General features: G+C 51.1%; 18 protein-coding genes. 12 read left to right on the forward strand and 6 right to left on the reverse strand.

Annotated elements, in window-relative coordinates; all coding sequences use genetic code 11:
- Nucleotides 1-10 precede the first annotated feature (10 nt).
- Both fabB and fabA read right to left on the reverse strand, forming a co-directional pair.
- Nucleotides 11-1225, reverse strand: a complete 1215-nt coding sequence (fabB, locus tag H5715_RS01175; RefSeq protein ID WP_075185968.1) for a beta-ketoacyl-ACP synthase I — start codon at nt 1223-1225, stop codon at nt 11-13.
- Between the two features lie 68 nt (nt 1226-1293).
- Nucleotides 1294-1818 carry a 3-hydroxyacyl-[acyl-carrier-protein] dehydratase FabA gene (fabA, locus tag H5715_RS01180; RefSeq protein WP_075185967.1) on the reverse strand — a complete coding sequence of 175 codons (525 nt, stop codon included), beginning with the start codon at nt 1816-1818 and terminating at the stop codon, nt 1294-1296.
- A 282-nt stretch (nt 1819-2100) separates the two neighbouring features.
- Between fabA and galU the strand changes: the two genes are divergently transcribed.
- Nucleotides 2101-2928, forward strand: coding sequence for a UTP--glucose-1-phosphate uridylyltransferase GalU (galU, locus tag H5715_RS01185; protein ID WP_075185966.1), 828 nt, complete (start codon nt 2101-2103; stop codon nt 2926-2928).
- 18 nt (nt 2929-2946) lie between these two features.
- Nucleotides 2947-4308, forward strand: coding sequence for a phosphohexomutase domain-containing protein (locus H5715_RS01190; RefSeq protein ID WP_075185965.1), 1362 nt, complete (start codon nt 2947-2949; stop codon nt 4306-4308).
- Nucleotides 4309-4374: 66 nt separating this feature from the next.
- Here H5715_RS01190 and H5715_RS01195 read toward each other — a convergent pair whose 3' ends face one another.
- From H5715_RS01195 to H5715_RS01210, 4 genes are read right to left on the reverse strand one after another with little or no spacing between them, the layout of a single operon-like run.
- Nucleotides 4375-4839, reverse strand: a complete 465-nt coding sequence (locus tag H5715_RS01195) for a DoxX family protein (RefSeq protein ID WP_075185964.1) — start codon at nt 4837-4839, stop codon at nt 4375-4377.
- A complete protein-coding gene (locus H5715_RS01200) occupies nt 4836-5639 on the reverse strand; it encodes an HvfC/BufC N-terminal domain-containing protein (RefSeq protein WP_075185963.1) in 804 nt (267 codons plus the stop codon). The genes H5715_RS01195 and H5715_RS01200 overlap by 4 nt, the downstream gene beginning before the upstream one ends.
- Nucleotides 5630-6490, reverse strand: coding sequence for an MNIO family bufferin maturase (bufB, locus tag H5715_RS01205; protein ID WP_075185962.1), 861 nt, complete (start codon nt 6488-6490; stop codon nt 5630-5632). The genes H5715_RS01200 and bufB overlap by 10 nt, the downstream gene beginning before the upstream one ends.
- A gap of 51 nt (nt 6491-6541) precedes the next feature.
- Nucleotides 6542-6823: a BufA1 family periplasmic bufferin-type metallophore gene (locus H5715_RS01210; protein WP_075186100.1), complete on the reverse strand. Its 282-nt coding sequence runs from the start codon at nt 6821-6823 to the stop codon at nt 6542-6544.
- Nucleotides 6824-7348: 525 nt separating this feature from the next.
- Here H5715_RS01210 and H5715_RS01215 point away from each other — a divergent pair.
- The 10 genes from H5715_RS01215 to H5715_RS01260 all read left to right on the forward strand — a co-directional run bounded on the left by H5715_RS01215 (nt 7349) and on the right by H5715_RS01260 (nt 21025).
- Entirely contained in the window at nt 7349-8050 is a 702-nt protein-coding gene (locus H5715_RS01215) for a LuxR C-terminal-related transcriptional regulator (protein ID WP_175574272.1), read from the forward strand.
- A gap of 674 nt (nt 8051-8724) precedes the next feature.
- Nucleotides 8725-9315: a hypothetical protein gene (locus H5715_RS01220; protein WP_175574271.1), complete on the forward strand. Its 591-nt coding sequence runs from the start codon at nt 8725-8727 to the stop codon at nt 9313-9315.
- A 2-nt stretch (nt 9316-9317) separates the two neighbouring features.
- Nucleotides 9318-12641, forward strand: coding sequence for a hypothetical protein (locus H5715_RS01225; RefSeq protein WP_075185958.1), 3324 nt, complete (start codon nt 9318-9320; stop codon nt 12639-12641).
- A 1-nt stretch (nt 12642) separates the two neighbouring features.
- On the forward strand, nt 12643-15300 hold the full coding sequence (locus H5715_RS01230) for a zinc dependent phospholipase C family protein (protein ID WP_075185957.1): 2658 nt from the start codon (nt 12643-12645) through the stop codon (nt 15298-15300).
- Nucleotides 15300-16133: a hypothetical protein gene (locus tag H5715_RS01235; RefSeq protein WP_075185956.1), complete on the forward strand. Its 834-nt coding sequence runs from the start codon at nt 15300-15302 to the stop codon at nt 16131-16133. The genes H5715_RS01230 and H5715_RS01235 overlap by 1 nt, the downstream gene beginning before the upstream one ends.
- 137 nt (nt 16134-16270) lie before the next feature.
- A complete protein-coding gene (locus H5715_RS01240; protein WP_075185955.1) occupies nt 16271-17662 on the forward strand; it encodes a phage tail sheath subtilisin-like domain-containing protein in 1392 nt (463 codons plus the stop codon).
- A gap of 14 nt (nt 17663-17676) precedes the next feature.
- Nucleotides 17677-18174 carry a hypothetical protein gene (locus H5715_RS01245; protein WP_075185954.1) on the forward strand — a complete coding sequence of 166 codons (498 nt, stop codon included), beginning with the start codon at nt 17677-17679 and terminating at the stop codon, nt 18172-18174.
- A gap of 6 nt (nt 18175-18180) precedes the next feature.
- On the forward strand, nt 18181-18666 hold the full coding sequence (locus H5715_RS01250) for a hypothetical protein (protein WP_075185953.1): 486 nt from the start codon (nt 18181-18183) through the stop codon (nt 18664-18666).
- The gene (locus H5715_RS01255) at nt 18663-20012 is read left to right on the forward strand and encodes a hypothetical protein (protein WP_075185952.1); all 1350 of its coding nucleotides are present in this window, start codon (nt 18663-18665) and stop codon (nt 20010-20012) included. Before H5715_RS01250 ends, H5715_RS01255 begins: the two co-directional genes overlap by 4 nt.
- A complete protein-coding gene (locus tag H5715_RS01260) occupies nt 20009-21025 on the forward strand; it encodes a contractile injection system protein, VgrG/Pvc8 family (protein ID WP_075185951.1) in 1017 nt (338 codons plus the stop codon). Before H5715_RS01255 ends, H5715_RS01260 begins: the two co-directional genes overlap by 4 nt.
- The last annotated feature ends 7 nt before the right edge of the window (nt 21026-21032 follow it).

The raw sequence follows: 21032 nt of genomic DNA on the forward strand, positions 1-21032 counted from the left end.
CGCGCGTTGATTAGCCGTTGTACTTCTGGAAAATCAGCGTTGCGTTAGTGCCACCGAAACCGAAGCTGTTGGACATCGCTAGATTAATATCGGCGTCTTTTGCGTTTTGCACAATATTCAAGCCTTCGGCTTCCGGGTCCAGTTGCTCGATATTGGCAGAGCCGGCAATAAAGCCGTGCTGCATCATCAGTAGCGTGTAAATAGCTTCCTGAACGCCGGTTGCACCTAGAGAGTGGCCAGTCAGAGATTTGGTTGAACTGATGGCGGGTAGTTTGTCGCCAAAGGTTTCGCGCACGGCTCGCAGTTCAGCGAGATCGCCAACGGGTGTACTAGTGCCGTGTGAGTTGATGTAGTCGATATCACCATTAATAGGCTGTAACGCCTGTCTCATGCAGCGGACGGCGCCTTCACCCGAGGGGGCAACCATGTCGTAGCCGTCTGAGGTTGCGCCATAGCCAACCAGTTCTGCGTAAATCTTTGCTCCCCGAGCCAGGGCATGATCCAGAGACTCAATCACCAGGCTACCACCGCCACCGCCAATGACAAAACCGTCGCGGCTGGCATCGTAGGGGCGTGAGGCTTTTTCGGGGGTATCGTTGTATTTGGTTGAGAGCGCGCCCATGGCATCGAACAAGCCTGTTAGTGTCCAGTGCTCTTCTTCGCCTCCGCCGGCAAAAACGACATCCTGTTTGCCCAGCTGTATCAATTCCATCGCATGGCCTATGCAGTGGGCGCTGGTGGCACAAGCCGATGAAATGGAGTAGTTGACGCCCTTGATCTTAAAGGGGGTCGCAAGGCAAGCAGAGGTTGTGCTGGCCATGGTTTGGGTAACGCGGTAAGGGCCTGCGCGCTTAACGCCGCGGCTGCGAATAATGTCGGCAGATTCAACGACACTAGAGGTGGTCGCGCCACCAGAGCCAACAATAATACCCGTGCGCTCGTTGGAAACCTCTGCGTCACTCAAGCCTGCATCGGTGATGGCTTGCTGCATCGATATGTAGGCGAAGCCCGCAGCGTCACCCATAAAGCGCAGTACTTTTCGGTCGATGTGTTCGCTTAAGTCAATATCAACCGATCCGGATACTAGGCTGCGGAAGCCTTGTTCCTGATAACTTTCGTTAAAACGAATGCCAGACTTGCCAGCTTTCAAAGACGCCAGTACGGTATTTACATCATTGCCTATGCATGAAGTAATACCCATGCCCGTGACTACAACACGTTTCATAATATTCCTCTTCAAGTATTTGAGCGCTTTGGGCTTGCTCTGTGCAAGAGCGCTGTGGGGATATTGCCCTAAAAAGTGTCTGTGTTACTGAATAGGCCTACACGCAGATCCTTGGCGAAATAGATTTCCTTGCCATCGACGGCCACGCGACCGTCGGCAATACCCATTATCAATTTACGTTCAATAACACGCTTTAAATGGATATGGTAGGTGACCTTCTTTGCTGTTGGAAGAATTTGCCCGGTAAATTTCACCTCACCAGAACCCAACGCACGGCCTCGGCCTGGATTGCCCTTCCACGCGAGGAAGAAGCCTACCAGTTGCCACATGGCGTCCAGCCCCAGGCAGCCCGGCATTACGGGGTCACCGGGAAAGTGGCAGCCAAAGAACCACAGGTCATCTTTGATATCCAACTCTGCGATGATCTCTCCTTTGCCGTATTCCCCGCCCGTTTGGCTGATAAGGTTAATACGATCCAGCATCAGCATATTGGGAACGGGAAGCTGGGCATTGCCGGGGCCAAACATCTTGCCTTGGCCGCAGGCGAGCAGCTCTTCAAGATTATATGACGACTGTGGTTCAAATGAGTTCATGACAGAAAGATATCCGTTTGTTATTTAGACGACAGCGTAACTTTGTCGCTCAGAAAAAGGCGCCATTCTACCCTGTGTATAGTGCATGTCCAGCGTTGTGGCCAGCGCTCCGCCAACAGGCATGCCAATTTGACATTAATCAGGTTGTCTATGCGTTTCTGGAACGGTAAAGCAATATTGAATATGGTATATTTCGTGCCTGCTCAAATCGGGGCAATATGGCGGGAAACTGCCCGTCTCAAATGCAAATATAGAAAAACAAGCAAGAAGGTGAAGTCGATTATGATCAGCAAATGTTTGTTCCCTGTTGCAGGATATGGAACCCGGTTCCTCCCTGCCACCAAATCCATGCCTAAAGAAATGTTGCCGGTTGTGAACAAGCCGCTCGTTCAATATGGCGTGGAAGAAGCGTTGGAGGCTGGTCTGACGGAAGTGGGTTTTGTCACTGGTCGTGGTAAGAGAGCGATTGCGGACCACTTTGATGTGAGTTACGAGCTGGAGCATCAGATCGCGGGCTCTTCTAAAGAGCAATATCTGTCTTCCATTCGAGAGGTTATGGCAAAAGGTTCTTTCTCTTTTACCCGTCAGCGCGAGATGCGTGGTCTGGGCGATGCTATTCTTAACGGACGCCGCCTGATCGGCGACCAACCGTTCGGTGTTGTGCTTTCTGATGACCTCTGTGTGGCCGAAGAGGGTGTGCTATCGCAAATGGTGAAGCTCTACAACCAGTTTCGCTGCAGTATTGTTGCTGTTCAAGAAGTACCGGAAACGGATATTAGCAAGTTTGGCGTAATCGCGGGCAAGCAGATTAAAGACGGTATTTACCAGGTAGATGAAATGGTAGAAAAGCCAGCTCCAGAGGATGCGCCCAGTAATCTCGCCATTATAGGTCGCTATATCTTAACCCCCGATATTTTTGAACTGATTGAAGGTACCCCTCCAGGTAAAAATAACGAAGTGCAATTAACGGATGCACTGATGACTCAAGCGAAAAATGGTTGCGTATTAGCCTATAAATTTAAAGGTCGCCGCTTCGACTGCGGCAGCGTTTCTGGCTTTGTAGAGGCAACCAACTATGTGTATGAAAATCTTTACACTCATCAAGACTAATAGGTGGATTTAAACCGAATGAAGATTGATATAACCTGTTTTAAAGCCTACGACATTCGCGGTCGTGTGCCGGAAGAGTTGAATGAAGACGTGGCCTACCGTGTCGGCCGGGCGTTCGTCGAATTTCTAGATGCGAAAAAAGTGGTTGTTGGGCACGATATTCGTTTAACCAGCGCAACATTAACCGATGCACTGGTTCGAGGCATTAATGAAGCTGGTGCCGATGTGATACATATTGGCCAGGTGGGAACCGAGGAAGTGTATTTCGGCACTTTCCATTTGGGTGTTGATGGTGGTATCTGTGTAACTGCCAGCCACAACCCAATGGATTACAACGGAATGAAGCTGGTAAAAAAAGGTTCGGAGCCTATTTCAGGTGATTCCGGCCTTGATGATATCAGGGCGATGGCAGAAAAAGGCGAGTTCAAGCCGTCAGCTTCAATTGGAAGTGTTGAGAGGCGCGATCTTCGTCCAGAATATCTGGAGCACTTGCTCCAGTATGTGGACACCTCAGCTCTTAAGCCATTAAAAGTCGTTTGTAACGCTGGCAATGGTGGTGCGGGTGCAGTTATTGATGGTCTCGAGCCTCATATGCCTTTTGAATTTATCAAGGTTCACCACAATCCTGATGGTTCCTTCCCTAATGGTATTCCAAATCCAATTCTTCCCGAAAGGCGCACTGCGACGATCGAAGCGGTAAAAGCAAACGGTGCAGATCTCGGTTTCGCTTGGGATGGCGATTTTGACCGTTGCTTCTTCTTTGATGAAAACGGCGTATTTATCGAAGGATATTATGTGGTTGGTCTGCTGGCGGATGCCTTCCTGAAGAAAAATCCCGGGGCGAAAATTGTCCATGATCCTCGTTTAACCTGGAACACCATCGATATTGCGGAGCAAAGTGGCGGTAGCGCCATAGAAAGCAAAACCGGTCATGCCTTTATCAAAGAGAAAATGCGCAAAGAAGATGCTGTTTACGGCGGTGAGATGAGTGCTCACCACTACTTCCGCGATTTTGCTTACTGCGATAACGGCAATATTCCGTGGTTGTTGGTTACAGAGCTGATGAGCCGTACAGGTAAAAAATTGTCTGAACTGGTTAAAGACCGCGTTGCTAAATTCCCGTGTAGCGGAGAGCGCAATAACACTGTAAATGACCCTGTTGCGATTATTACCGCGATTGAACAGCACTACACTGATACGGTTACCGAAATCAAAAAGGTAGACGGTTTATCCATGGAGTTTGCCGACTGGCGATTCAATATTCGTATGTCCAGTACCGAGCCTGTGCTGCGTTTGAATATTGAAAGCCGTGGCGACCAGGCTTTGATGGAAGCGAAAACGGAAGAGCTACTGAATCTGGTTAAAGAATACGATGTTTAATTAGTATTGTTTTAGCTCCGAATAAAAATAAAGACCGGCGAAAGCCGGTTTTTTTATGTCTATGCATTACCCTCGAGATAGAAAACGATCCAGTGACAGTTTTCCTCCGCCATTTTTGATCAAGTAAACGAGTGGAATCATCCAGAGAAAATGTGTTGCCAAGGCGCCAGGGTAGACAAAAAATTGAATAATCAATGTCATAACAATAAAGACCAATGCGCTGAACCGCGTTACCAAGCCAAACAAAATAAGTAGAGACACAAAAAACTCGGCAAAAGTGGCGGTGTAGGCTGCTAATTCTGCTGGGATTATAGGTAGATCATAATCGTATTCAAACAAGAGGAAAGTGCTTTGGGATATATCCCAAAAAGCGAATTTCTGGCCTAGGAATGTAGCGCCCCCAATTTTGGTCTGTGCTGACAGCCAGAAAATCATAAAGACTGAAATGCGGGCAGCGACATTAAGGATGAACTCCGGAATCAGGTCGCCGATGGATTTGGCGAAGTTGTCGAGTATACGTAGCATTTTCATTTTTCTTCTACCTTATGATCTTCCAGGGAAATAATTACCCTGCTGGAAACTAAAAATGCGATTGCCTCGCTAGGATTAAATGTTATTTGCTGTTTTTCACCGGTTTCTAAAGCGGCTTCTATGGATTGAATAAGGGTTTTTTTGGCAGCTAATTGATTGATAAGTTCAGTTACAGGTGGAGATAATCTCCAGGTTCTTACCTCCGTGTCTGGGCGAACGGTTAGCAATGTTTCCGGCGTGTCATATAGGATTGGTGTGGAATCGTTTAAATTTGTGTTCGTGAGTGAGTCCCAAATAGTAAAGATAGCAAACTCTGATTTAAGTAGGTTGGTACTGGGGTGAAGTTGCAGCAGGCTATTGCTGAGCGTGGAGTTATCAATTTTCTGGAAAAATTCCGGCGCTAAGGGCTCCGCTTCTGCAGCGTGATACGCCAGCTGTCGATGCCAGTCGAGCAGGGCAAGGTCCGCCAGGTAGGGGAGGCTTTGAGTGTGTTCAAAATGTTTAATAAAATCCGAAAAATTCTCGCCGAGATAAATCATGGCGGCATGTTGTGGGGGGTGCTGCCGAATATAGGCTGCAGATAAGGCGTTAAAGAATTCCTCGCCTACAATCTGATTTACGGAACTATAGGTTTCCCGTAAAACCTCTTCAAATGAAGCGTAGTAATTGTTGCGATAAATATCTAAGCGCGCTTCAAGCTCATCCCTGCTATAGCGCTTAATAGCAGACTCCAACGAATAGCTGGGTTTGTTGCCAAGTATGGTTTGTGTCAGTTGTTGCTGAAGATCGCTTAAATACATGGGGTTGTGTTTTTTGAATGATTGTTTAATTTCGTGTCGGCTTTTTCTGCTTCTCCAAGTAATGTAGTGAGACTGGGGACATTATTGTCCCATTCGATTAGTGTGGGTAGAGGTTGTTTGGTTTTGCTTAACAGGTAGTCGTACAATGCCCATACGTTTTTTTTGACTTCAGAACCGTGGTCATCAATGCGTATCGTTTTGTTGTTACCGAGTTTTTGTTCTGAGTGTCCGGCGAGGTGAATTTCTCCGATATTCTGCAGTTTGATATCGTCAATATACCGGTAAGGGTCGAATCCATTGTTGCTTGCAGAAACATAAATATTATTTACATCGAGCAACAGGCCTGCGCCCGTTTTTTTGCATATTCTATTAATAAATTCCGGTTCCGAAAAATCGCTTTGAGAAAAATCGATGTACGTAGAAGGGTTTTCCACTAAAATTGCTTGTCCCAAAAAAGATTGCATGCGATCTAGGTTTTCGCACAGTATTTCCAGGCTATCGTGCGTATATGGAAGAGGCAGCAAGTCGTTAAGAAAAATCTGATTGCAGTGGCTCCAAGCAATATGTTCGGATACCTGAGCGGGCTGGTAGCGGTCTATTAGGTGTTTGAGCGCGATGAGATGATCTTTTTTTATACCTCCAGTAGAGCCCAGGGACATGCCTACACCGTGAAATGACAGTGCATAGTGCTCACGTATTTTTTGCAGGTAACGGTGAGGGGGGCCGCCAGCACCCATATAGTTTTCCGGGTGAACTTCAAACCAGCCAATGTCGGGGAGAGTCGAAATAATTTCCTGGTAGTGTTGCGGCTTCAGGCTAACGCCTGCACGGTGGGGTAAAGTTGGTTTCATAGTCTCGTGTTGTGTGGATTAGCCCGTGTGTTCGCACGGGCTACAAAGAATTTATTTTTTCCCTTCTTTTGGCGCTAAGCTGCCACCGATAATGGCTTCGCATTTGCCTGTGGGGACATAAATCCATGCGTCCGCAATACCATCTTTTTTCGCCTGGCCCGCACAGCTGGTACCCTGGCTCTTAATGGCACAGTCGTTTTTGCCTGCTTTCACAATGCCGTAGCATTTCTCCATTTTTGCTTTGCTGCCCGCCAGTACATCGTTGGCACCAGCCATCATAACACCTGCGGCAATAGCGCTGGATAGGGCAACAGTTTTACTCATCTTTTTCATTTTTTTGAACTCCTGATCTTTCAACTCCACTAGTGGGGTTGTTCGGATAATTTTTTGGGAGCCTCTGAAAAAAACAACACCAGAGGTTACAGCTATGCTGTTAGCGGTCTGACTGGGCCATCAGCATAAAGTTCGTTTTATACAGAAATAAAAACGCAAATGATACTGGTTTCGATGCGCTTAACCTTTTTATATTTGTTAATGCTCACTTGTTAGACTTCATTATTTATAGGGACAACAGCTGTATTTTGGAGTCGATATACGGGCTGGGGAGGGTTGCTGGTGTTAAGCGATATGTTCGTGTCGTATGATTCAACGAGTGCCCTCCTTGCAAAAAAACCCTTTAATTTATGTGCTTTTATGGAGAGGGGCACAACTGATTGGGTGTAGTTTCCGCGAATTAGCTATGACATAATCGATCGACCTTCCTCTTGAAATATTCTTGGCGTGCTAAATAATCCGTTTTAAGATTTTATGCCACGCGAATGATTGACACGCCTTTTTTGTAGACGAGTATCTATGGTTATGGATATCCATTTAGATTTAGTCATTAAAAACCGACTGTATCGAGAAAGCCTAGCGGGTTATTTGAACGCTTTGGATGAAGGGGTGAATATGCAGATACCTGTTTTCTCTGCATCGCTTGTCCAAACGTTGAATGCAAATGGTGAACGTTACAAGCTTGAAAAAAACATTCTCGAAGAATATGGCGCTGATATTATTTTAATTGATAGCCAATTGGATGACAGTTTTACCTTGGTATCCCGGCTTAAAGCGTTGGTGGCTGAACTAAAAATAATTTTGTTTGTTCCTTCCTACAGCGAGTCTGTTATCTGTGATTGTATTACATCTGGCGTAGAGGGGGTTATTTCCGCGAACGACAGTGTTGATGATCTAAGGCACTGTATTTTTACCGTGTTTGCCGGTCGTTTGTACTACCCGGCCTACACTGCCCGGTTGTTGAACCAGGGTTATCGCAGTAGCACTGGCGGCGCCACATTCAATGCCGATATCAAGTTGACAGAGCGGCAAAAACACGTTGTTCAGCTTATCGAAAATGGTTTTTCCAATAAAGAAATCGCACGCGAGCTGGATATACAGCTTTCAACAGTAAAAAATCACGTCCATCAGATTCTCGATCGTTTGAAAGTGAAAAGCCGCTGCGAAGCGGCGGCACTCTATCGGCGAACGAAAATCCCTGCAGCTAGAACTTCCACAGCCATTTAAAGCGGTACCGACCAGGGAAATTTTGATCGAGGCTAGAGCATATTTGAACTTAATTAGTGGTGCTCTCTCAATATTCCAATTTGTTCCGTTCGTTTAAATGTTAACGGGTATGCGCTACTTTTAACGTCACAGGCGTTGTCGTTTATTTATCCTATACACTGTATTTCCGCCCGTTCCCGCCGTCGCCACTGCCTTTTGAAATTGATTTGAGGTCGATAATCAATCCTTTCTGCTACCACAAAATATAAACCTAAAGATCTATTTTTTTGTAGATCTTTAGCGAGATATCTAGTTCTTGCTAGTCACTAATGCTTATTTTGTTAACGATAGCCATGGGATAGCCTGTAACCGCTGCCTCCTGAAAAATAGCGCAAAAAATTTGTATCGCTTACTTTATTCAGTCGCAACGAGATTTGTTTTGCGGCCTTCGGGATACTGATCTGTTTAGTTTGGAAGCAATTATATGTCGTGGATAAGATCTGGCTAACCAGCTATGGCGCGTTAAAAAAGGTGTGCCAAGCACTGCCAGCGAGCAAGGAAAAGCAAATGGATTCTCCATCCGTGTACATCCCAAATTTACTGTACGGTTGTGTGAGTAACTGCATTGCGCAACGTTTCTGCCACAAGGTATTTTTCGCAATAGAAAGTTGGGCGCTCTGATGTTGGTGCGTCCGATGATTAGCGGTTGGGAAATTCCGCGTATCGCCAATATTCAGGCTCATGAATCGCGTCGCCTGGTTCGTTTGCCTATTCCAGGACTCTCCGGCGACCTTCATCAAGACCTGGGTCGTAGTGCTCTGGTTGTAGACATTAGCGGCTCACTATACGGAGATGAAGCTCGCGACGAGTTTTTAATCAACAATATTCGTCCCGCCTTCCTCGCGGGGGATCCGGTGGACTTTGTCGCTGACATTGTTACCGAAGCTGAGTTGGAGCAGGTATTGATCGAAGCTTTGCATATTGAAGAAAGTGCCGATACACCTAACCAATTCCACTATCGCATCCGCCTGCGCGAGTACACAGAGCCACCCGAACCTCCCGGGTCGGATCTAGGGCTCGAAGCGCCCGATCTGGGTTTGGATATCGACTTGGGGCTGGATCTGCTCGATCTGCCGGGCCTGTTGGTGCCGCTGCCGGATATAGGCGATCTGCTGCAGCCCATTGAGCCTGCGGCAGATTCGCTGCGTGATGCACTCTCTGGTGCTGCGGATGCTTTCAGCGGGCTAGAAAGCCTGTTCGACAACCCTCCCGCTGGAGATACCTAACCATGGCTTTGAGCGATATCTTAAGCGACAAGTTCGATGTCAGCACGAACCTCACCGATCTGGGCGCCAATGTCACCACCGCACTGGGCGAAATGGGTGGCGTGTCTCTACCCGATATGACCTCGGAATTCGGCGAGGCTGGCAGTCTGGCTGGTGGCATCGATCTCAGCAGTATTACCGACTCATTGAATAGTGTACTCACACAAATCTCACCGGCTTTGGCTAATTTGCCAGTGGCCAATGAGGTGCTTGGCCCGCTGCAAAATGCGATCTCCCTGGCTGAGCAGTTGGCCGAGTTGGATTGGCCTAATGCACTTCAGGATTTTGAATCCGGGCTGGAAGAGCAGATTAGCGGCAGCAGCGACTTTCTCTCCAAGCTCAGTGATTTGTCTGGCTTTCTACAGGGAAACACAAGCCTGGATGCGGCCAAAAGCCTGCTCGAAAGTTTGGCGCAGTTAACCGGCACAACTTTGGATTCAGACAAGCTGCAGTTACCACAGCTGCTACCGGCGGTGCAGGCCATTACGCAGTTGATTGGCCACCTGATGACCATATGGCATCAGTTGAATGAAGGTAATCAGTTGGCTAGCTTCGTTGGCAAACAACTGGATGCGGACAGTATCACTGCTGGTGTCGCGCAGGTGAATAAGCAGCTTCAGGAAACTGGCGGTGAGCCTTTACCGCAGATGATCAGCAATCTCGATATTGCCGATGACGCTGCGGTCGCCGCCGCCAAGCTGGCCTTGCAGAATGTGGCATTGCCGGTAATCGCACTCCGCGACGGCATCGCTCAGGGTATGGGCTTTGGTGAGGCAACCCTGGTGCAGTTGAATCCTAACAAGCTTCGCCAGGCGATAAAACAGGCATCGAGCCAACTGGGTAGCCTGGATCTCAGTCCTTTCGACAGCATAGTGCAAAGTCTCGCTGATACGCTGCAACCGCTGTTTGTCGTGGATTTTTCCAATGCCCCAGCGGAGACTCTCGACAGCTGGCTAACGCGTATTCAAGGCAGGGTGAGCGAGCTGGCCAGTGGCATAGATACTTACGATATAGGCTCTCTTACCGCGCCGGTTACCGATGGTATAGACGCGGTGATGGCGTTGCCGGAGGAGCTTACCAAAGCACTGCAAAGCGTAAAACTCACGGTCAAGCAGGGTTTAGATACTATCGAAAATGCAGTACAGGCCATACCGGTGGAAAGTATCGCCAATGCCATTCGTACAGTGCTGGATCCCATTGCCGATGCGCTGGCATTTATCGGAGACCTTGTCGCACAAATTCAAGCGTTGCTGGAAACAGCTATTGAAACGCTGCAAACAGGTCTGGAAAGTGCTGAGCTGGCGGTTGATACGGTAAAGAATGCGATTGAGGACGTATTTCAAACGGCTAAAACCTATGTCGACAGCCTGAAGCTCGATCAGGTCATTGGCGAAGTTTCTGAACAGATCGAAAATTTCGCCCAACTGCTCAGTCAGGCCGATATGACGCCCTATTTTGATACCGTGGTCGATGTGCTGGATACCACCACCGGCGTTGTGGGCAAGGTTCCCTTTGATATGCTGCCCGATTCCATGGAGCAGGATGTGGTGGACCTAGTTAAGCCGGTCAAATCGGTCGATATCAATGCTTTTAGTAACGACATCAAAAGTCTGCTGCAACTGGGGCCGGACGGTAAATTCGCGCTGCGCCCAGATCTGGAAGCCGCACTGGCGGGTATCCAGACCAAGTACGATGAAATTCTCGATATTGTGCGTGAGGCTGACCCGGCTGAGCTGTTGAGTGAAATCAACACGGCATTGGCGGATCTGCAAACGGAAATTGAAAGCCTTACCCCCACGGTTGCCCTGGAGCCTCTACAGGATGCTATCGACGAGGTGAAATCGGCGATTGGCAGCTTTAATCTCAGCGAGGTGCTCGCTCCCGTCAATCAGGGGTTTGATGATTTTCTGGCCAAGGTGGACGAATACAAACCCTCGGAGTTACTACAACCGTTGGAAGACCAGCTGTCCGAATTGCGCGCTACCGTATTCGGTAGCTTGAAATTAGATAGCTGGGAAGAACAACTGCTGGATGTGCGCCAGCAGGCGCTTGATCTACTCGACCCGCTCGACCCTAGTCAGTTGCAACCGACGCTGGAAAACCTAGTGAACGAGCTGAAATCCCAGAGCAACAGCTTGTCCCAGCTGGAGCTGGGTTATCTGTTAGGTAGTGTTATCAACAGTCTGCTCGGGGGAGCCGGTGGCCGCGCTGACAGCTTTCAGGCCATACTCCAGTGGCTTACCAGCAACAGTGGAACCTCCATCCTCACTGGCCTTGCCAGTACCGCCTCTGCAGCAATAGAGCAGGCCAAGGGTGCGGTGCAGCAGGTTGATCCCCAGGCTATTGTGTTACAGCTGCAGCCTGAAGTTAGCGCTATTAACAGCGCGATAAGTACCTTGGTGGACGGTGAGGTTAAAACCGAACTGCAGCAGTGTGCCCGCGCGCTGGAACTGGAAGAGGCCATCGGTGGCTTTGCCATTCATCGGCAGCGCTATTTAGTGGCGCTCAATGAGGCCAGTGCGGCGTTCACGGAACTGGCCAATGAAGGTTTATCCGAAGTCGATTTGTCCGTAAACCAACTGCGCGAGGCCTTTATCCCTCTGAGCTTTGCCCGTGATCTGTTCCAGCAAATTCTCGGCTTTCTCGGTATTGGCAATTTGGATCAGGGCTTACAACAGGTGGTTAACAACACCTTCGACGTGGCAACGCCCGAGCGTCTGGCGAATATTTTTACGCCGTTGCTAACGGCGGCAAAGGGTCGGTTGGACGTTTTTCTGGACGGTTTCCTCAACCCAGTGCTGGATGCGATAGACGACCTGCAGGCACTGGAAAGCCAGCTGAGCCTAGCGGATCTAATGATAGAGCTGGATGAGATCCACACCGCAGCGAGGCAGAAAATTGAAGCCCTGCACCCCAACACCCTCCTGGGTGATGTTGTCACTGCCTTTACAGGTAGCCAGAACCAAGTCTTGAGTTTCGACGCCCTCGGTAGTCTTACCGAGGGCATTACCAATCTGCAGGACACCAGCACGCGGGTCCTGGGCAAACTCGATGCAGAGGAGATCTTAAAAACGCCGCTGGAAATTTATGACGATGTGTTGAGCTTGTTCGAGTCTCTCGACCTGGGTGAGCTGCTTACACCTGTGTTGGATGTACTGGACAACCTCTCCGAAAAAGTGGCGACAGGGCTGGACGAAACCAGCACGGCCTTTGTTCGCCTTCAGGATGCTCTGCCGGATCAGGTGGGTAGTTCATCTGTTTCTGGTTCCGCAAGCGTGGGGGTTTAACATGCCAGCCGTTCTGACACACAAAGCCATAATGCTACTCGCCCGCGAACGGGTGCACAGCATCAAAACAGTGCTGCAAACCAAAGTTAACGCCGGTGGCGCGAATGTAACCACACTGGATCGCCAACTACTGGCTATCGCGAGTGAAACTTCGCGGATTTTTGAGAGTGAACCTCGTCCACGTACGCAGCTTCCCGGCATATTATTCGCGACGCCCGTGGGGGCTGATAGCGACAGCTACCCCATTTCCCAGTACGCAGTGTTGGGCTCCATGGGGCCGGATCTAACGGCCTTTTCGCACCTACTGGCGCCGGGGCAGGACTGGGTATTCGATACTGTCCACAAGGGCACGCCGGACCCAGATAGGGAACTGGTCAACGCTCAAACCTGCGATTTCATTATGGCCTTCTGGTCGAAAGTAAACGATTCGATGCCTGCGGGTGCCGACCGAGAAGCGAAGCTGGATAAAATGCGCGCCTTCGTACTTGGGCATCTCTGCCATATTGGCGCGGATGTGGTTTCTCACCCCTATATCAACGATTACCAGTGGCAGGATCCGCCGCACGACGTAAAGAAGTTTCACGCCGATATTGAAGCCGAAATGGATGCGTTGGTAGCGCGTACGCTATTGCGAAGAGACAGCACCCGCAGCGGTCAGGACTGGGATGTGTGGTGGCCTTCGGAAGAGCTGCCAACAGAGTTTTTTGGCGCCTATGCCGACGCCCTCGAGCAGGTCTATACCGCGCAGAGCCGTCGCCGTACCGGTTACGGCGAATTTGAGAAACATCTCGACGACCTCGGCCCCGAAACACTGGATGCCGACTTTATCAAAGACGGCTACAACATGCTGCGCCACGGTATTGTCGCTAAAGGCTACGGCTATGGTTACGGCAGCTGGTGGGGTTGGCTGAGCCTATTGTTTGTTCCCGCCATTGCGCTGCCTTTGGTGGTCGCGGCATTGCCCAAGGGCGGCAACATTCTGCTGAAGGATGATAGCAAGCGTACCGAGCGCGCCTGGATGGAGTTTGTTTCCATGCCCATGCTCTTCGCGTTGCCGGCCACCATTGGTTATGGCGCGCTGCTGGGAACGCTCACCACTGGAGGTGTGGAAGGCCGCTACTGGCTGGGAATGGTCGGCACCATTATTTCAGGTGTATGCGGCATTCTTTTGCTCTCCACAATGGGGGTGGATGATCTGCACCCGGGCTTTTCCTGGCCGGTACTCTTCGCCATCCCAGCCATATTTTCGGCCATCCAGGCGGTGCTGGGTTTCGTTGCCCTAGGACGCGGTGACCGCGGAGGGCGCATGGCCATCGGTTTTGTTTACGCCCTGCCGTTTGCGCTGTTGCTTCTATTTTTTGTCTTTTTCAGTATTTTTCCACGGCTAATTACCTGGAGTGACGATGTTACCAACCCCTTCGCGGCAGAAGGGTTTTGGATAATCTTTGCCATTTGGCTGGCGGCTTGCCTAGTAGGCTGGTTTTGGTTGCCTGCTATCGTGCGAGATACACGCATTCCGGAAAAACCAGCGGGTAATGTCGTAAATCGTCGCTACGTGCGGGTATTCGATGAAGGTACTCTGCATCACGATAGCGAGCTGGCAACACGTGATGTCGCTGCCGAGGTTTATCCCAGCGGTCGCCGCCAGTTGGTAAAACTGTGGTGGGAGGGAACGGGCGATCTGTATATCCGTTCCGACCGTTACCAGTTGCAGTTTTCGGCCAGCGAAGACGGCAGCGATGCGCAGGTTGTGCCCGCACCCATCGCACCTATGACGCTCACCGAATACATGACTTACCTCTCGGCTACCGTGGTTCAGCCCGGTGGTGCCGTCACTAATAAACTGAAGTGGGAAATGAGCTTTCCCGCCGATGTGGAATACGAACTTCCTGCCGGAGCCGTTTTTGCCGATCACGGTGATGAGGAGGACGGTCGCGCCGATCACGACGAGGAAGCGGCTAAATTCAAAAAGCTGGACACTAGCGCCGACGCCAGCGACTACTACCTCTATCACGCTTATAAGGCCGCCCAGGCGGTACGCTATGGAGAAAAAGGCGCGGTTCCGCCCGAGCGCAATCTCGGTGGAGCAAGCCCCATCGTCAACGTGGTTGAAGACGAAGGCTACAACTACATACACAACCCTGAAACCGCCGAAGCGACTGAAGCTCTGATGAGTTATGCGGGTGATTTTGGCGCCATTCTCAGTATGGCGGCCACCACGCATATGACCACTAACCTGCGGGACAGCCAGAACAATAACGTCAATAAAATCTATCAGGTATTTCGTAACTGGAACCTCGATCGCCGCCGCGTGAACGAATGGCGAACGCTGGTATCGGGTGGCGCTTTGAGCGAGAAAGGCAGCGATCGCAGTGGTTACGACAGCAAAATGCTGGGCGGCATACTACGCCCCAGCAACCACGAGAGTTGGCAGGAGGCGCTGCTGGGCTCTAGTCAGGCGGCGTTCGATGAGGGGGAGCAGACCGCGCGGCAAATTGGGTGGGTAAAGGTCATGCGGGAGTGGATGGATGTCAGTGGCACCGCCGGGCAAAACCCTCTGGGGGCCACCTCTCTGAAGCCGGGCAACCCCAGTAACCAGGCCTTGAGCCGGGCGATGGCCTATCTTCTCGACCTGGCCGATCCAGCGGCGGCGCCCTGATGATTGCCGCTGCCCGGTTACTCGAAGCGGTGCGTAGCCACCTCAGTGCGGAGCTGTTGGTTCCTTCGCTGGGCATTGGCGTGGCAGAACCCGCTACCCCGCCAGAATTGCCTGCGGTAGTGGTTTCGCTGGCGCAGTTGCTCAATCCCTCGCGGGGGCTGGGTGAGCATCGGCAACTACAAAACGGTGCGTTGGCCGAGCGTACGGCGGTAGATTTAAGTAATCCGGTTTTGGCTGACGATACGGCGGTATCCCTGTTGAGCGCAGACAGGTTGAAATTAACCCTGCTTCACGGAGGCCTGGTGGATGCCAGTGGCTCGAACACACCGCTGGGGGCAGCGGACATACAGGTCGAGCGCAACGGCGTGCCGTTTACCTTGGTCGCCGCCTCGCCCGGTGCGGGGGAATTTACCGTTAACGCTGCGGCGGGCCAGCTAACTTTTGGTGCAGGGCTGCCAGCTGATGGTTTGGTGGAAGCCGAATATTTTATCGGTCAGTGGGAGCGGGTGGTTTATCAGTTGCGTGGGCTACTGCGGATTGCTTCTGTGGCTGGAAACAACGTCGATGCAGAGAGCCTGAGCGATTTGGTGTACGACGCCATGTCCGATCAAACCATTCAGGGCTTGCGGGACCTGGAGATTATCAATATTGGGCCAGTGACAACCTTTCGAGAATTTCCACCGCCCATGCGGGTGCGAACCCTCGAGTGGCAGTTTGATTACGAGAGTATCGTCGAGTTGCCAGATGCTTCCGGGGGCATTATCGAGCGAATCACCCTGCTCAGCAGCCAGGATGGTTTGGGTGTGGAAGAGGAACAGATCGTTTTGGAGTAGCTCATCGTTTTCAGGATGTTGTATTCCTGTGGTTGTTCAATGGTGAGTATTTTTTAACACGTTAATAGTTTCAACAGATCGCCCCGCTTGTACAGGCATTAAAGCGCGGTTTTAAACAAACGAGAGGAGGAGTTCGCATGAGCGAAAGTATCGGCGAAATGATTCTACCGGGCACCTACATAGATGTGCGGGCGGAAGGTTTAATTGGTGTGGGCGGTATCAGCACCGGCAACATAGGTATTGTGGGCACGGCAAATCGCGGGCCGGTGAATGAAGTGCAAATTCTGGGCTCCTACACAGAAGCTTTGGATACCTTTGGTCAATATGACGAATGGTCTACTACCGGTAATCCGCTGAGCCTTGTACGGGCGTTGGCTCAGGTGTTTAACGGTGGTGGTTCGACGGTGTATGCCGTGCGCGTTGCCAACGGCACTCCGGTGGCGCGAGTGATTAGCGTGCGCGACTCTGCCGACGCCGTGCTGTTCACCCTCACGGCAACTTCTGGAGGCACCTGGGCCAATGATATTAAGGCTACGCTTACCTCCGGAGCGACAGCTAAATTGGAGCTGGAGTACGCAGGAAACAAAGAGGTGTTTGAAGGTGCTACCGCGCTGGATTTACACACCGCTATTGTTGCTTCGTCTACTCAACTTATCACTGCTGGCGCATTGGCAGCGGCTGATGAGGCGACAGCCGCAGACGATCTGGATGATACAACGGCTGGCTCCAACAACGGTGAAAACGCCACGGCGACTCAGTTGCAGACCGGGCTGGCCCGGTTGGCGACACAGCCGGTGAATATTCTGGTCGCTGCTGGGTTCGGAGCTGCTCAAGCCGCTTCGCGGGTATTGGCACACTTGGAGGCGACTGAAAACGACGGCTTGGAACGTATGGCCGTACTGGGTGTAACCAGTGACACGGTGTCTAGTGTTGTCAGTAGCGATGCAGGAGCCGTGAGTAACAAGCGCGTGATTTTGGTCGGCCCCGGTATTAAGTCCACCGATGCCCGCAGTGGAAATCTGGTTAACCTACCCGGCTCTTACGCGGCAGCGTTGGTGGCCGGTCGCCTGTCCACTTTAGCTCCGCATATTAGCCTTACCAATAAAGATCTGGCGGCCGAGGGTTTGACTACAGAATACACGCGTGCCGAACAGAAAAACCTGCTGCAGAACCGAGTCATGGTCTTGCACAAACACTTTGGCTATCGAGCACTTAAGGGCATTACCACCGATACCGGTGCGTTCAAGCAAATCTCCGTTCGTCGTACAGTCGACTACGCCAAGGCCGGTGTGCGCAAAGGTAGCAACCCTTACATTGGCAAACTCAACAACGTGCGGGTTCGTGCTGCCTTAAAAGCGACTTTAGATGGCTTTTTTGCGGGCATGGTACTGGATGAAATGCTCACCGAATACAGTCTGGATGTCACCGCAACTCGCGCGCAGGAAATTAATGGTATCGCTCTGGTGACGCTCACCCTTAAACCTACCTTCTCGATTGACTTTGTGAAAGTCATCATGAATCTCGAATAAAGGAGCAAGCAACAATGGCTAATAATGTTTACCGAGGATCAGATGGCACTATTTCCGTTGCCGTAGAGCAGGGTGTGGAAGGTGATGCCGCTGCGGTGGTCACCGAAGAATTTGCCCTTACCCCGATTGGCCGCGCGACAGGTGTGACCGTAAAAGTGACTAGCGATACCGAGCCTTTCCACGAGTTAGGGCAGCGCTTCGCCACGGAATTGCGACCGGGGAATATCAATGTTTTCGGCACCATAGACCGTGCCTACATCAACGGTGCGCTGCTGAAACTAATGTTAGGTGACGCAGCTAATTCACGCCCGCAGGGCACCTTTACTAGTCCGGCCTTTAACTTAAATGTTCGTCTTGAAAACCCATCAATACCGGGCAACAGCGCTTCCGTTACGGTGATGGGTGTAAAACTGAACGAGTGGAATTACGATTTGCCGGAAGACGACTTCGCCATGGAACAAGTGAGTTTTAAGGCTTTGTGGGTAAAAGTTGAAGATGCGACAGCGGGGTAAAGTGTGATGGCATTTCTAAGCGCTAATGACCTGCTGGCAGGCGGTGCACAGAAGTACAACATAACGCTTCCGGCAGCGTTGCTGCCGGATACCTTGTCGGGCAGCGATGCCGAAGTGTTGATGCGGCCGCTAACGGTTAATGATGTTCAGCGAGTGGGCAAGGCGGCTAAAGACGAGGGTCTGTTAACCAGTGTATTAATGGTGCAGCAGGCGCTGGTAGAACCGGCGATGAGTATCGAACAGGTGGGCAAACTACCCGCGGGTTTAACGCAGTTTTTGCTGGCAGAAGTTAACCGCATCTCGGGTTTGAGTTTGTCGGAAGACGAGTTGCAGCAGGCCGTTAAAGCCCCCCTTACCAAGGCGGTTTTTGTGCTGGCAAAAGAGTTCGGTTGGACACCGTCGGAGTGCTCGGAACTTACCGTGGGCCAAGTACTTTTGTACCTGGAAATGCTTTCGGGTGAAAAAACTTCCGACCAGGAGAGTGCTGCATGAGCGTGGGGTTTTTACCGCCAGCATACCCACCAGATTTGCTGAAAGTGCTGGTTCATCAAAGTCAGCCGCTGCGGGAGTTTGCCGAGGCGGATAGGGTGGCAGCTGAAAAACTGTCGCGCCTAGATGGCGCGTTGGCCCCTGCGTTATACCAGTCAGGAGGCTTGCTGGACGAACAAACGCTCGACATATTCTTTGCCAGTCCACTGCCAGACGCGCCGCTGGCGGCTACGTTAAAAACGCAGGCCAATGCCGCCGGTTTAAACCCCAGCGTCGAAACGCCTAAATCAACCAGACAAAAAAAAATACACGCAGCAAAAATTTCCGACCGTGAGACAGTGCAAACCAACGAAAAACATCCGTATCAAAAAGCCGACGTAAAAAAAACGCCGGTATCGAAACAAGTGGAGGCAGAGCCGGTAGCATCTACTGAAGCTCAGTCTGCGGGAGATAAACCGCAAAACGAAGATATTGCCCATAGGCTTTATCAGAAAGTAACGGTGTTACAGCAAGCAAACAGAAGTACTGATGCCACACCTAAGCCACGGCCAAACCAAACGTTTGGAAAAACCATTTGCGATAAAAAAACATCGGCAAAAAATAGCACTAAAGCGCAAATAAAACGTAAACGAGATACTGCTGATATTGAAAGTAATCAATCGAAAAAAACACGGGATATAAAGATCCTTAAATCAGAAAAATATTTCATTGATCGTCGTAAAGCGGAGAAACTGTTAGCGGATAAGTGGGGGCAGATGGCCTGGAACTCAGTCATTAAAACCGATGGGCGTTCCGCAAGTTCAGAGCAGATTTTTGACTCAGAAAATAAAAATCGCTCAAACCCAACAATAACCGAGCAGAGTACCGCAGAAACAAAACTGGAAAAAAAATTAGCACAAATTCTCGATAAAAAAAATTCTTCAGGTGAACAGATAAACTCATCTGAACTGTTATTAACAGCCAACCCTTCAAAAACAAAAAAATTAACGTCCAGTGGTCATGATGCTCACCAGAAAAAAGCACTTCCCGTAGCGAACGCTGAGCCGTCAAATGCGCACGACTATAAACCCGGCGAAATAGTATCTGTTAAAGCAGAAGGACTCGTGGGTCTGCGTGGCCTGGCTGCCCGTGCAGAGGAAAGTGAGGCAGTGGCACCCGCCAGCGGACTCGCTCGCAACGGCTCCGCTCACCGTTCACAACCGGCCCAGGCAAGTCATGCCATCGGAGGTCTGCCAACAACACCTGAGCAGGGTGGCGGCGGCAAGGCCCTGCAGATTGCCGAGCTGGCCGAGACCCTGGCTGAAGAGGCAAGAAGAGCCGGCATTAACTTGGAGCAGTTTCAGCCATGAGCCTTGCTAAACCCAGTGCCACCATCACCTTGGACGGCGACAGCTTTACCGCTGCTGAGGCGGGGCTGGTGAGCGCGCGGGTTGATCTGGGCTTTAATTCTCACGACCGGGTTCAGCTCAATTTATGGCCACAATCCCGGCTGGCCAGCGCCTCGCCAGGGGCAGAGCTCAGCCTAAGATTGAGCCTGGAAGCGGATAGCGGTGGTTTACTGGCTGCCGTACCGGGGCTGGGAGGTAGTAGTGGTGGAGATTCTTTATGGACCGGCACGGTACAGAGTATTCATAGCGGAGCGGATTTTGTCACCCTGATGGGCTTGTCTAGTACCGCCTCGCTTAGTGATATGCGCCGCTCGCAGTCTTGGGCCGATATGAGTGTGGGCGACATCGTTAGCGATATGGCGGGAGATTTAAGCAGCGAGGTAGAGGCAGATCTAACTCTTTCCTCCTACTGCATTGATAACACCCGCACTATTTGGTCCTACCTCTACGAATTGGCTCAGCTGGCAGGGGCCGAGCTGAGCTGCGCGGGTGATGGAGGCGTGCGATTTATTCTTGCGAGTAAGGAGAGTGGTACTACCGAGCTGCGCTATGGGGCCGACTTAATCGACTGGCGCCTGTCGCGCAATCTGGCGTTAGCACCCGTTGGTGCGGCAGAGCATGGTGCTGCGAGCTCTGCCGGCAGTGATAAGTGGCACTGGCTGGCCCACGACCCAGTGGGTGCAGGGGGTGAACCGGCGCGGGTGCCCGCTGCCTTTCACAGCCGCGATGCTGCGAGTGCTTTTACCGATGCAGCCAATGCAAGAGCCCAGCGGGCGCAGCTGCGAGGTGACATTTGGTTGGGTGGGCGCCCCGAGCTGCGGCCTGGCAGCTGGGTTGAACTGAAGGATCTTCCGCAGGGCGACAGCGGCCCGTTAAGGGTGCATGCGGTTACCCATCAGCTGGATGGTGATAACGGTTTTATAACCGCTTTGCGTGTAGAGGGTAGCGGTGGTGGTGGAGGGTTGAGTCTCTGATATGAGC

The sequence above is a fragment of the Teredinibacter haidensis genome (assembly GCF_014211975.1).
In the GTDB taxonomy this organism is placed as follows: domain Bacteria; phylum Pseudomonadota; class Gammaproteobacteria; order Pseudomonadales; family Cellvibrionaceae; genus Teredinibacter; species Teredinibacter haidensis.